Genomic DNA, 13,271 nt, shown 5'->3' on the forward strand with positions numbered 1-13,271 from the left:
CAAAAGACTCATACGCCATCTTTCAGCAATATCTGCATGATAAGCAGCTTTTCTATATCATTGCCCGAAGAGATGATGTCCCCTTAGGTTCTCTCGCCCCCCCTTTAGACCGCGCTAATGTTGTGACATTTTGAGCAGAAATTATAAGAGCAAGTTTCTACCAAGCGACGTGCACCCTTTTTGTTGGCCATTTCACCTATTCAATCGAGCCTAATCGCCGTTCGTGTTCTTCTGCTTTGAGTTCTTTTTTCGATAATTTGCCAATCATCGTCTTAGGCAACGCCTCGCGGAATTCAATAAATTTAGGTATCTCAATAGGAGTTAGCTTATCATGAAGATAAGTTAATAGCTCTTCCTCGCTCAACACTTGATCAGCTTTGAGTTTGACAAACGCCTTTACCGTCTCGCCCCGTTTTTCATCTGGCACACCAATCACTGTTACCTCTTCAATGGCTGGATGCTTGTAAATAACCTCTTCGACCATACGTGGATAAACGTTAAAACCGCTGCAAATAATCACATCTTTAATGCGATCAACTAGGAAAGTATAACCATCCTCGTCCATATAACCAACATCACCGGTAAGGAAAAAATCACCCGCAAAGGTTTTCGTGGTTTCGGCTGAATGATTCCAATACCCTAACATCACCTGAGGGCCTTTAATAGCGATTTGGCCTTTTTCACCCAACGGCATTTCTTTATTTGGATCCTCAAGCGAGACAATCCGAACCGTCGTTCCCGGAAATGGAATTCCAATAGACCCTTCTTTATTTTCACTCTCCATAGGGTTAGACGTTGCTGCTGGGGATGTTTCGCTGAGTCCATAGGCCTCCACCAACTTACATCCTGTTAATCTCTCAAAATCTTGTTTAATTTTACGAGGTAATCCAGCCCCACCAGACAGACACATTCTTAACGAAGAAAGATTAAAATCCCGCACATCTGGGTGATTATTAATCATCCCGTACATTGTCGGCACAGCAGGAAAAAAAGTCACTTTATACTTATTAATGAGGTGCATCGCCTCTTCAACGGTAAAACGGGGAAACATCATAATCATTTCCGCGCCAATTTTTATCGCCAATGTCATCACCGCTGTCATCGCAAAAACATGGAACAATGGTAATCCTGCTAAAATCTTTTCCTGACCATATTCAAAACCGACAAACCACATACTTGCCTGTATCGCATTACAATAGACATTCGCATGGGTTAACATCGCCCCTTTTGGAACACCTGTGGTACCTCCGGTATATTGGAACAACGCCACATCTTTGAGAGGATCAATCTTAACGGGAGTATACTTGCCGTCATTATTAATAATATCATCATAGCTAATAATGTGATCACTATAGGCTACATGCGCCCTATCATTCATACGGATAAGCGAAAATAACAATCCTTTGAAAAAAGGTAACGCCTTGCCAACCGAGCAAATGATCAACTTTTTAAGTTCAGTCTTTTCTAACATTGGTTCCAGTTTTTTATAGAATATGTCTAGATCCAATGTCACCATAATCTCAGTTTCGGAATCATCAATTTGGTGTTTGACTTCTGCATCGGTATAAAGTGGATTATAGTTCACCACAATCCCGCCTGCCTGCACGATCGCAAAATACATCACAACATAATAAGGGGCGTTGGGCATAAACAAACCGACGCGTGTTCCCTTTTTTACCCCAAGGGTTTGTAAGCCCTTGGCCGCACGATTCACCAGATCGCCGACTTGTTCGTAAGAAAACTTCTTACCTAAGAAATTAATGCATGAGCTATGGGGTACTTTTTGGATAGTGTCATGCAGCATCTCATACAAAGGTTTTGGTTCAATCTCAACATCCCATTGAATATTTTGAGGGTATTTTTTAAGCCAAGGATAGGCTTGAGAAAGAGGCTTAGATGCTTTCGTGGAGGTTTTTTTTGTTAATGTAGACGCAGCTGCTGATGTCGCTTTTGTTGTTTTCTTGACAGTCGTGGTTTTAGATGTTGCTTTTTTTAGTTCTACAGAAGCTGATGCTGTTTTAGAGGGCGCTTTTTTTTCACTTGCAGTTTGAGTGACTGTTTTTTTGGTTGGTGTCGTTTTGACAGTCGATTTTTTTACCGTCGACACTTTTGCAGTGGATGTTTTGGATGTTTTTTCTTTAGGTTTAGCAGGCGCGGTTGTTGCTTTAGGTTTTGTTGTTTTCACTTTTGCGACTGTTTTATTTTCTTCCACCATGATAACCATTACATAAATCTAATTCTGTTTCCTATCGTACCATGAAAAAATTTAATAAAAACCTAAATATTGTGGATAGGTGATAATTTTTAATAATGAATAGCTGTAAAAGGAAGTAGCGAATGAAAGAGAAAATTCTCTTATAGTCTGGAATGGTGGGCCCTGAAGGATTCGAACCTTCGACACCCTGATTAAAAGTCAGGTGCTCTACCAACTGAGCTAAGGGCCCTAAGAAGTAACTCCACCTTTATATCGATCCAATCTATTTTCGTCAAGATAAAATTGTAAGGAGGCTTGTAAAAAAATTACAATCTCCTTTTGCTGAGTTTATGGTAATTTTAAGAGCAAAGTTGACACTTATAATCCTTTATTTGCTCGTGACACTTGGTGGACCAAACACCTTTAGGAGGCATTTTTTTTATCTATTTGACGAAGAATATTTAAAAAATTTTCATCCTTTAAATATTCCAAAAAAAATGAACGGAGAGGTATTATCGTGCTGTTCCCTTCTAAGTCTTTCACCGTTATCACTCCCGATTCGTTTGGTTTGTTGTGAATAAAGTCCCTTACCTTAAGCCATTTAAAATCATCTTTATCTAGCATGTGGATATCCTTTTGGGCATTTCGCTGTAAAAGCAAGTCTTCACGCGAAACGTACTTAGGCGCCTCTATAATAATGATGGCAATTTCGCGTTGAGGTTTTGTATCAAAATAAAGATAACTTTTGGATAAGGCATATGAAGGATGTAAATTATAAATGGATGCTGTTTCTTCACGGCATTCCCTTAAACAACCTTCTAAGAAAGTCTCTGGCTTATTAGGGGCAACCAGTTCCATACTACCACTAAATTCTGAATATTTTCCTGCTGCTTTTCTTTCTTCGAGATCGATTCTTTCTCTTCCTAGCAAAAGGTAAGCATCTCCTTCCTTAGAATAAATATATAAAAGGACACCGGCGGTTGCTTTTGGTCTCCCATCCTCTTCTTTGAACATTTGAGGGCGTTGATTAAGGAGAAGTTCATTTCTTTTAACAGTGGCGCTTTCTTCAAATATCGGAGAAAACTGAGCACAAAACAAGGGGCTAGAGTAGGAAATTCCCCATCCTACTAAAAGAAATAAATAAATTTTTTAAACATCATATTAATTCCTTCTTTATTTTGTCATAAAACTACGCATATCATTCTTTTTTATCATATTGAAAGGGTAAGTTATTTTAAGGAAGGAGAAAAATGGTAAAATATAATTACTTGACTTAACTTTCTTGCTAGGTTCCCTTCATATGGGAGGAAGAACAGGGAAGAGCTTAAGGATTCTCAAATGACACCCTGATTATAAATCATGTGCTCTCCCAGCTGAGTTAAGAGCTCTAAAAAGCAACTCCCTCCTTATCATATTTGGACAAAAAAAGCTGAATTTCTATAGGAAATCCCTACTTTTGTAGATCGGAAGATCCATATATTGTTTTTAATGTATGGAGTCCTCGAGTCAAAAGGTCCTAAGGTTTTCCTTTGAAAAACCAACTCCAGTTAGCCTAAGAATGACAAAAGTTAATAAAAATAACGTATTGCCTTCTTCTTAAATCGGGCTGACGTTAATTAATCGAGGAACAAATCAAGCAATAATTTCTTCTCCGGATTCACAGCAAAATGAGAAAAATCAGTGAAGCCTGCCTCTTTCAATACCTGCTCATCGGTGAAGAAATTACCCGTCCATTCTCTGCTTGGACGCGTCACAATCTCATAAGCTGCTTCCGCCACAATTTCTGGCTTTCGCATACAATCAAAAGGAATGGAGGTGTCAATCGCCTTAAAAGCCTCTGTGGCAATCATGCTGACGGGCCATAGCGCATTAAAGGCAACCCCTTTTTCCTTAAACTCAGCTGCCATTCCCAAAACGCACATGCTCATGCCGTACTTTGTCATAGTATAAGCAACATGTTGCTCAAACCATTTGGTTTTCATATTGAGTGGCGGTGATAATGTCAACACATGAGGATTTTCCGCCTTCATCAAATGCGGCAAACAGGCTTGGGAGGCAAGAAAAGTCCCGCGCACGTTCACATCAAACATCAAATCAAACTTTTTAGGATGAGTGAGGAGAGTCGGCGTCAAACTAATGGCACTGGCATTATTCACCAATACGTCGATCCCCCCAAATTGATGTACTGCTTGTTCAACAGCTCCATAAATCTGGACCTCATCCCGAATATCAACTTTCAAAGGAAGACAGCGCCCACCAGCGTCCTCGATTTCGCGCGCAACGGTGTAGATGGTGCCCTCTAGGGTTGGATGCGGTTCTCCTGTCTTTGCCGCAATCACAATCTGTGCCCCATCACGAGCCGCTTTCAAAGCAATTTCCCGACCAATCCCGCGACTACCGCCGGTGATAAAAACCGTCTTCCCTTGCAGTTTTGTCATTACAAATGATCCTTTATTAATTTACCGGCCCAAACAACTTTTCATCCATAACCATAACTGGTTTTGATCCTGTCATAATTGTGGCAAACAAGGACGATGTTTGGGGCAGAATCTTGTGCATGAAGAATCGAGCCGTGTGAATCTTGGCCCCATAAAAATCATCTTCACCTTGACCAATTTTCCGCTGTGCCACCATCACCGCACGGCACCAGAGGTACGTGAGAGTAACAAGAGCAAACAGGCGCAAATAGTCAGTTGCCGCTGCCCCGGCTTCATCAGGATTACTCATCCCTTTTTGCGCAATTGCAATGGTTGCCTGCTGGAGACGACCAAAGGCCTTAGCCAAAGGTTCAACAAATTCTTTCACTGTTTCATTTTCTGCATGCTCTTCAATGAAGGTTTGAACCGGATGAAAGAATCGGCGCAATAAACGTCCCGCATGGGCAGATAATTTACGGCCCACCAGATCAAGAGCTTGAATTCCATTAGCGCCTTCATAGATTTGAGTGATCCGTGCATCACGCACAAATTGCTCCATCCCCCATTCCTGAATATAACCATGGCCACCATAGATTTGCATCGCCATGTTGGCAATTTCGCTGCTGGTATCCGTCATGAAAGCTTTGATAATTGGCGTCATGAGTTGCACAAGATCGTGCGATTCTTCTTTTTCTTGAGGATTAGCACCATGCTCAAACATATCAAGATTTAAGGATATCCAGGCCACCAACATGCGATTCCCTTCAATCAATGATTTCATTGTGAACAGGGATCTGCGGATATCTGGATGACAAATTAACGGATCTGCCATTTTGTCAAGATGTTTAACCCCCGTTAAGGAGCGTCCTTGGAGGCGTTCACGCGCATATTTCAAGCCATTCTGCCAAGCAATTTCAGCAACGCCCAACCCTTGAACCCCAACACCTAACCGCTCGGCATTCATCATGGTAAACATGTTTTGAATACCTTGATATAGCTCTCCAACCAAATAGCCCGTCGCCCCATCAAAGTTCATGACGCACGTTGCCGACCCCTTAATCCCCATCTTATGCTCAATAGAGGCACAGGTGACAGGATTGCGGGCGCCCAATGAGCCATCCTCACTAACCATAAACTTTGGCACGAGGAATAAACTGATTCCTTTAATTCCAGGAACCGCTTCTGGAGTTCGAGCAATCACGAAGTGAAGGATGTTTTCTGTTAAATCTTGTTCACCAGACGAAATAAAAATCTTTGTTCCGGTAAGCTTATAAGTGCCATCGCTTTGTGGTTCTGCCTTCGTCCGCAGTAACCCTAGGTCTGTGCCACAATGGGGCTCCGTCAAACACATCGTCCCGCTCCAAGTGCCTTCAACCATTTTGGGGAGATATTTTTTCTTTAACTCCTCACTACCATGGTTGTGCAACATCTCATAGGCGCCCCGCGTCAAGCCGGGATAAAGTCCAAAAGAAATGTTAGAGGAACAAATCATTTCCTCAAAAAACAAGGCAATCACATTCGGCAAGCCTTGCCCCCCAAACTCAGGATCACAGTTTAAAGAAGGCCATCCACCTGCCACATAATCGGCATAAGCTTCCTTAAAACCTTTAGGAGTGCGAACAGTACCATTCTCCCAATGACATCCTTCTTTATCGCCCGACTGGTTGAGAGGATGGAGCACATTTTCTGCAAAGCGGGCACCTTCGGCTAACACCGCCTCAATCAGATCCTCTGATAGATCTTGGTAGTTTTTAATTGCCGTCAATTTGTCAATGCCAATGACTTCTTTTAAGACAAAGGACATATCACGTAAAGGGGCTGTATAGACTGGCATGGCTAGTTCCTCAATGGTTTACCGGTTTCAAGAATGTGCTCAATACGGGCGAGTGTTTTAGGATTACGAATCAGTTCATTAAACACCTCGCGTTCCAGCTTTAACAGCTCATCTTCAGTGCAATCTCCATCCTCACCCCCACTTAAGACGTGAGCAAGCTTTCCCGTCACCTCAATGTCATAAGAGCTTGCTTTCCCGGCAAGGGCGAGGCCTTTGACGGCCATTTGCATAGAAACGCGTGCCGCCGGGCCAGGAAGATGAAGCGAAACAGACTCTGGAACTTGGTAGTTTTCTGCCATCTTCAAAGCTCTCGTTTTGGCCGCGGCGAGCAATCGATCCCGATTCATGACGATGCCATCATCTTCGCGTAATATCATCATCTCTCTAGCTTCATGGGCAGACTTTGCCACTTTTGCCGTGCCGATCATCTCGAACACTTTAGCAATGGCAACCATTGCCCCTCCTGGTCGTTTTTTAAGTGTCAACCAACGGGTTAACATTTCCTTACATCCGCCCCAGGCTGGAATAACACCAACTCCGACTTCAACTAGTCCTAAATAGCTTTCCGCGTGTGCTTCGATGCCATCGCTGCTGAGGAGGATTTCACAACCTCCCCCCACGCCAATTCCAGAAGGCGCACTAATAACTGGAAAGGGCGCATATTTTAAGGCCTTATATGTCATCTGACCGTCTTCAACGATTTGCTCAATCAAAGGCCACATCCCGACGTTGGCCGTAAAAAGGGCAAGACCCAGATTGACGCCAGCAGAAAAATTAGATCCTTCATTGTAAATGACAAGAGCTTTATAAGTACCCGGAATAATCTCGATAGCTTTACGAATCATTTTCATAATGTCGGGATCAAGGGAGTTCATTTTACTACAGAACTCTAAGCAAACGATACCATCACCAATGTCCCATAAGGCGGCGGATGCGTTCTTGGCAATTGGCTTGCTCGCGCGCTTAATATCCTCTAACAACAATACGCCTTCTGGTCGCTTTAATAGATGATAGCCTTTGTCGGTGTGGTAATGTAATTTGCCCCCTTCAACCTTGTAGAAAGAGTGGACAGCCTGCAAAATCGCCGGCACTTCTTTGCCGCTTTCTTTGAGTTTTTGAGAAAACCACTCAACGCCAATGCGATCCAGCAATTCAAACGGACCATATTTCCAATTGTAGCCAAGCTTCATGGCCATGTCGATGGCGACGATATCATCGGCAATATGTCCCACAAGTTCGGCCGAATAACACAGCACCTCTGAAATCACTTCCCAGGCGTACTCGGCGTATTTGTCTTTATAAGCAAGCAATGTCTTGAGATTGTCTTTGGCAACTGACAAGCTTTGGAGAGTAGGTTTTTTCGCCTTTGCAAATTCCCCAGTCTTGAGGTTCACGGCCTCCTTGACTTTTTTCCCCTCACTCGTGGATAGCCTATAAAAACCGCCCTTCCCTTTGCGTCCAGTATAACCCTCTTCAATCAACTTTTGAATCACTGCCACATCACGGGCACTTTTTTGAAAGCGATCGTCTGGGGGGAGCAAGGCCTGCATACTTTTAGTCACAAGCGGAATCAAATCAAGACCGACCAAATCAACAAGACCAAAAACACCGGTTTTGGGAATACCAAACGGACGACTGAAAATCGCATCAGCTTCTTCAACACTAATGTTACGATCTAAGGCTTCAACCATCGCCTTTTGAATCCAAAAGGTGCCGATACGGTTTGCGATAAATCCAGGACTATCCTTACAATGGACCACCCCTTTTCCCAAAGCGACATCTGCAAAGTGATGCAACTTCTTGGCCAAAGTAGGATCGCTTTCGGGACTAGCCACAATTTCTAGCAACCGAGTATAACGGGGTGGATTAAAGAAGTGAGTAATGAAAAATTGCTTGCGGAAGGCAGCGCTTCTTCCTTCCATCAATTGCTTTAAAGGAATGGTAGAGGTATTAGAAGAAACAATCGCTTCAGGTTTTACAATCTTTTCCAATTTCTCATAAAGCTCGCGCTTGATATCCAGCTTTTCGATAATGGCTTCGACAATCCAGTCACACTCTTTTAGCTGCTCTAAATCCGATTCAGTGTTACCGGCAGTGACGCGTTTTGCCGCTTCGGGTGACATAAAAGCAGCTGGTTCATTTTTCTTCATCCGGGCAATAGCACCTTCAGCAAGGGCGTTTTTCTTCCCAAATCCTGATTGCGGAATATCAAGCAGCAACACAGGAATGCCGGCATTAGCAATATGTGCGGCAATCCCACTTCCCATAACACCGGCGCCAATGACGGCAGCACGTTTGATTTGATGCTCCATTACATAGCCTCCAAAATTGTTGCAATCCCCTGACCACCCCCAATACATTGAGTCGACAGCGCATATTTCTTGCTTTCACGACGCAGCAATGAGGCGGCTTTTCCAGTAATGCGAGCACCTGTTGCCCCTAATGGGTGACCAATAGCTATGGCCCCGCCATCAATATTTACCTTAGCAATATCCATCTCAAGGTCCCGAATACAGGCTAAGGCCTGAACTGCAAACGCTTCGTTCAGCTCAATAACATCAATGTCTTTCATGGTAAGGCCTGCCCGTGCGAGCGCTTTCTTCGTTGCGGCGACTGGACCAATTCCCATTACTTCTGGATCGCAGCCGGCAACCGCAAAGCTTTTAATCCGGGCAATGATTTTAAGGCCGTTCTTTTTGGCGTAAGCTTCGCTGCATACCAGCACAGCAGAGGCACCATCTGTGAGCGGTGAAGATGTCCCTGCTGTCACAGTTCCCTTCACATCAAAGGCAGCCTTAAGACCCGCCAACCCTTCAAGAGTTGTACCGGGACGAATGCAAGAATCTTTTTCAATGAGGCCGGTTTTTGTTGGGATAGGAACAATTTCCTCCGACAAGTTACCTTCATTTTGGGCGCGGGTTGCTTTTTGTTGGCTAAGAAAGGCAAATTGGTCTTGTTCTTCGCGGGAGATTTTCCAACGGTGCGCGATATTTTCGGCTGTTTCTCCCATGGACATATAAGCCCCTGGCATCGCCTCATAGAGTCTGGGGTTTGGCAGCAGGTTATAACCACCCATGGGCACTCTGGTCATGGACTCAACACCAGCACAAATAAAGACTTCACCAGCACCTGCCATAATGGCCCCAGCAGCTTGATGGATTGATTGCATGGAGGAACCGCAATAACGATTCACCGTGACGCCTGCTATTGAAATAGGGAGGCCTGCGTTCAAAACAATCAGACGGGCGAGGTTTAATCCTTGTTCCCCTTCAGGAAACGCACAACCAAGAATTAAATCCTCAATATCGCCAACATTCACACCCGTTCTTGTCACCAAGGCCTTGACAACTTCGGCTGCCATATCATCAGCCCGAACTTTGATCAATTCCCCTTTATTCGCAAAGGCAAAAGGAGAACGCGCGTATCCCGCAATAACAGCATGAGTCATGAAACACCTATAACTTAGTTTGATTTTAATAAAATTATAGCAATAATCCTCAAAGGTGCCATATCTCTTTTCAATTTTTTGTATTCTTTAAAAATTAGTTAATGGCCGTCGATCACCGAGAGCAAAACAGAATCCCTATTTAATCAAATAGCAATAATTGTGTATAGCAATAATAAATAGAGCAGAGTGCGGATATTTACCTAGGAATTTTAAGGGACCTTTAAAACCCACACTATAGCCAATCTAGTATAGATTGATGCAGAGTTATGGGGATATTTTGGATGTATTTTCAAGCTTTGAAAGGCGCCCTTGCTTAAATTGATTATCTCATTAAAGATGGGAAATGGTTGAGTGATAATGAAATCAAATTAGATTAATAACTCAATTTGTAATAATATTTTTAATTCAGCAATTGAATTAACAATATTAATTATACGTATTGAGAATAATATTATCATGGCATTTAAAAGCGATAATACATCTGGTATTTCTGCTGAAGTATTGGCAAACATTAGTTCCGTTAACAGTGACATTGCTGATGCTTATGGCTCTGATGCCGTTACTGAACGCGTATGCGCCCAATTTAATACCCTTTTTGAAAAAGAGGTTAGCGTTCACTTTATGGCCACGGGAACAGCAGCAAATTGTTTGGCATTGTCTGCCTTAACACCCTCCCATGGGGTCATTTTTTGTGGTAATCACGCCCATATAACAACCGATGAAGCAAATGCGCCTGAGTTGTTTACGGGAGGGGCTAAGCTCATCAATTTACCAGGATCTCATGGCAAAATCTGTCCGACGGCATTTAACCGCGCTATTCATAACTTAAGGGCCATGCGACCCCATGCGGCGATGCCGGCGGCTTTAAGCCTGACGCAATCCACCGAATTGGGAACTGTTTATACGCGTGCGGAGCTAAAAACACTGATTAGTATTGCTAAAAGACATGATCTTTATGTTCATATGGATGGAGCCAGATTTGCCAATGCCCTTGTGAAATTAGGTGAATCTCCTGCCAATCTTACCTGGCGTTTGGGTGTCGATGTGCTTTCTTTTGGGGGAACAAAAAATGGTGCGTTGGCGGCAGAGGCTGTCGTTTTCTTCAATCCAGATCTTGCCAAGAATATGGATTATCAGCAAAAACGCTTTGGACAATTAATGTCCAAGATGCATTTTTTCTCATGCCAATTTGAAGCACTTTTCGAAAATGATTTATGGCTGAAAAATGCCAGACATGCCAATACTATGGCGCAACAATTAAGCCAAACACTACAAAATTTTGGCCAGGTAGAAATACTCTATCCTGTTGAGGCCAATGAAATCTTTGCTAGAATGCCAGTCGCTTTAGCCAGAACCTTGCGCGACCAAGGATTCCAATTCTATGATTGGAGCTTTGATGAACATGAAACCTATAAAGTCTATCGCTTTGTGACCTCGTTTAATAGTAAACAATCTGACATTGAAAAAGTGTATAGTTTGAGGTCAACTTAATTCGTTATCTTCAGGCAAATCGTTTTACTATCTCAATTTTAATCAGTATTCCCCTATTTTCATCATTAAAGCCCCGATCTTAGACCGGGGCTTCTTTGAAAAGTGAAATTAATTATTATTTATAGGAACTTGCGATGCTTTCCGTTTAAGAACAACCGCTAGTGCCTCCACATGTGTTGCACTTCAAACAAGTTCCATTGCGAACCATGGTAAAGTTCCCACATTCCCCACAGGCATCCCCTTCATAACCTTGCAAACGAGCCCGTTGTGAGCTAACACTCCGCGCACTTGCTGCAACTACTCGACCACCATCGGTGCCAGTCATTTGCATTGTCTCAACAGGTTTAATGATATAAAGATTGCTTTCCGTCACTGTTTCTGCAGCTTCTGCCGTTGACTCCATTGTTTCCATCAATGCGGGATAGTCATTTGCTTCGCCAATCGTATCCGGCAGCAAATCTTCTGGTTGGACGTGTGCCAAATCGTGACGGCCCAAATAGTTGATCGCCAAGTCGCGGAAGATATAGTCAAGAATTGAGGTGGCCATCTTAACTGCCTGGTTTCCCTCAACCATTCCTGATGGCTCAAAACGAGTAAAGGTAAAGGCTTCAACATATTCTTCCAACGGCACACCGTATTGCAAACCAATGGAAATCGCCATCGCAAAGTTATGCATCAAAGAACGGAAGGACGCGCCTTCTTTATGCATATCAATAAAGATTTCGCCAAGATTGCCATCGACATATTCGCCAGTACGTAAATAAATCTTGTGCCCACCAACCGTTGCTTTTTGCGTATAACCATTGCGGCGACTTGGTAGTTTTTGACGTTGTGAAGCATGAATGACTTTTTCAATGACTCGCTCAACCACTCGTTCAGCCACAAATTGCGCCCGGTTCGTTGGTGATTGTTGCATCAATTCTTCAACTTCTTCCTCTTCTATCAGAGCAGAATTCAAGGGTTGAGACAGTTTTGATCCATCTCGATAAAGCGCATTAGCCTTGAGGCATAAACGCCAGGACTTAAGATAGGCTTCCTTACAATCCTCAATAGAAGCACTGTTTGGCATATTGATTGTTTTGGAAATCGCACCAGAGATAAACGGTTGCACAGCGGCCATCATGTCAATATGACTGTCAATGGACAAGAATCGCTTACCTATACGTCCACACGGATTGGCACAATCAAATACCGGCAGATGCTCATCTTTTAAGTGAGGCGCCCCTTCAAGGGTCATTGTTCCACAACAGAATCCATTGGCAACCTCTACATCAGCTTTGGAAAAACCAAGCTCTATCAACATATCAAAGCTGAAATCGTTAAGCTGTGCCTGGGTAAATCCAAGAGTTTTTGTACAGAATTCTTCACCAAGAGAAAATTTATTAAAGGCAAATTTAACATCAAAGGCTGATTTTAAAGCTTCTTTTAGTTTTTGAATCACCTCATCGGTAAAGCCTTTCGCCTTAAGCGCCGCAAAGCTTACTCCAGGCGCTCCCTCCAATGTTCCATGTCCAACCGCATAACCAATAATGTCATCAATTTGGGACTGCGTGTAACCAAGGCGTGTCAAAGCGGAAGGTACCATCTGATTGATGATCTTGAAGTAACCACCACCAGCGAGTTTTTTAAACTTCACCAAGGCAAAATCTGGCTCAATCCCTGTGGTATCGCAGTCCATCACCAACCCAATGGTTCCTGTGGGTGCAATCGTAATAACTTCGTATAGCATACATTATACGAAGTTATACGAGCGGATGCGTTCTTGGCAATTGGCTTGCTCGCGCGCTTAATATCCTCTAACAACAATACGCCTTCTGGTCGCTTTAATAGATGATAGCCTTTGTCGGTGTGGTAATGTAATTTGCCCCCTTCAACCTTGTAGAAAGA

At 43.2% G+C, this 13,271-nt stretch carries 8 protein-coding genes, 1 tRNA gene and 1 pseudogene; 1 reads left to right on the plus strand and 9 read right to left on the minus strand.

The genetic code is table 11. The annotated features are described in order from the left end of the window. Positions 1–196: 196 nt before the first annotated feature. From IG80_RS0104305 to IG80_RS0104340, 7 genes are all read right to left on the minus strand, one after another. Positions 197–2,215, minus strand: a complete 2,019-nt coding sequence (locus tag IG80_RS0104305; RefSeq protein ID WP_084756260.1) for a long-chain-fatty-acid--CoA ligase — start codon at positions 2,213–2,215, stop codon at positions 197–199. Between the two features lie 153 nt (positions 2,216–2,368). After that, a tRNA-Lys gene (locus IG80_RS0104315) sits at positions 2,369–2,444 on the minus strand. Positions 2,445–2,617: 173 nt separating this feature from the next. Further along, entirely contained in the window at positions 2,618–3,124 is a 507-nt protein-coding gene (locus IG80_RS0104320) for a hypothetical protein (protein WP_198027178.1), read from the minus strand. 686 nt (positions 3,125–3,810) lie between these two features. Further along, positions 3,811–4,632 carry an SDR family oxidoreductase gene (locus IG80_RS0104325; protein ID WP_032112711.1) on the minus strand — a complete coding sequence of 274 codons (822 nt, stop codon included), beginning with the start codon at positions 4,630–4,632 and terminating at the stop codon, positions 3,811–3,813. Between the two features lie 16 nt (positions 4,633–4,648). Then, complete coding sequence (locus IG80_RS0104330; protein WP_032112712.1) at positions 4,649–6,445, minus strand: acyl-CoA dehydrogenase C-terminal domain-containing protein; 1,797 nt, start codon at positions 6,443–6,445, stop codon at positions 4,649–4,651. A gap of 2 nt (positions 6,446–6,447) precedes the next feature. Beyond that, complete coding sequence (locus IG80_RS0104335; RefSeq protein ID WP_032112713.1) at positions 6,448–8,757, minus strand: 3-hydroxyacyl-CoA dehydrogenase/enoyl-CoA hydratase family protein; 2,310 nt, start codon at positions 8,755–8,757, stop codon at positions 6,448–6,450. Beyond that, positions 8,757–9,893 (minus strand): thiolase family protein, encoded by a 1,137-nt coding sequence (locus IG80_RS0104340; protein WP_032112714.1) that lies wholly within the window; start codon positions 9,891–9,893, stop codon positions 8,757–8,759. The genes IG80_RS0104335 and IG80_RS0104340 overlap by 1 nt, the downstream gene beginning before the upstream one ends. Before the next feature lie 456 nt (positions 9,894–10,349). Between IG80_RS0104340 and IG80_RS0104345 the strand changes: the two genes are divergently transcribed. After that, on the plus strand, positions 10,350–11,384 hold the full coding sequence (locus tag IG80_RS0104345; RefSeq protein WP_032112715.1) for a threonine aldolase family protein: 1,035 nt from the start codon (positions 10,350–10,352) through the stop codon (positions 11,382–11,384). 145 nt (positions 11,385–11,529) lie between these two features. Here the strand turns inward: IG80_RS0104345 and IG80_RS0104350 are convergent. After that, positions 11,530–13,104, minus strand: a pseudogene (locus IG80_RS0104350) (TSCPD domain-containing protein); the annotation flags it as partial. Next, a partial coding sequence (locus IG80_RS16165) for a hypothetical protein (RefSeq protein ID WP_232224324.1) occupies positions 13,062–13,271 on the minus strand: 210 nt, incomplete at its 5' end. The pseudogene IG80_RS0104350 and the gene IG80_RS16165, both read right to left, overlap by 43 nt.

The organism is Candidatus Paracaedibacter symbiosus (assembly GCF_000757605.1).
GTDB classification, from domain to species: Bacteria; Pseudomonadota; Alphaproteobacteria; order Paracaedibacterales; family Paracaedibacteraceae; genus Paracaedibacter_A; species Paracaedibacter_A symbiosus.

Bases quoted from the DNA above. Each gene is read 5' to 3' on its own strand.
- IG80_RS0104305 (WP_084756260.1), bottom strand. From the start codon at position 2,215: ATGGTGGAAGAAAATAAAACAGTCGCAAAAGTGAAAACAACAAAACCT.
- IG80_RS0104325 (WP_032112711.1), bottom strand. From the start codon at position 4,632: ATGACAAAACTGCAAGGGAAGACGGTTTTTATCACCGGCGGTAGTCGC.
- IG80_RS0104330 (WP_032112712.1), bottom strand. From the start codon at position 6,445: ATGCCAGTCTATACAGCCCCTTTACGTGATATGTCCTTTGTCTTAAAA.
- IG80_RS0104335 (WP_032112713.1), bottom strand. From the start codon at position 8,757: ATGGAGCATCAAATCAAACGTGCTGCCGTCATTGGCGCCGGTGTTATG.
- IG80_RS0104340 (WP_032112714.1), bottom strand. From the start codon at position 9,893: ATGACTCATGCTGTTATTGCGGGATACGCGCGTTCTCCTTTTGCCTTT.
- IG80_RS0104345 (WP_032112715.1), top strand. From the start codon at position 10,350: ATGGCATTTAAAAGCGATAATACATCTGGTATTTCTGCTGAAGTATTG.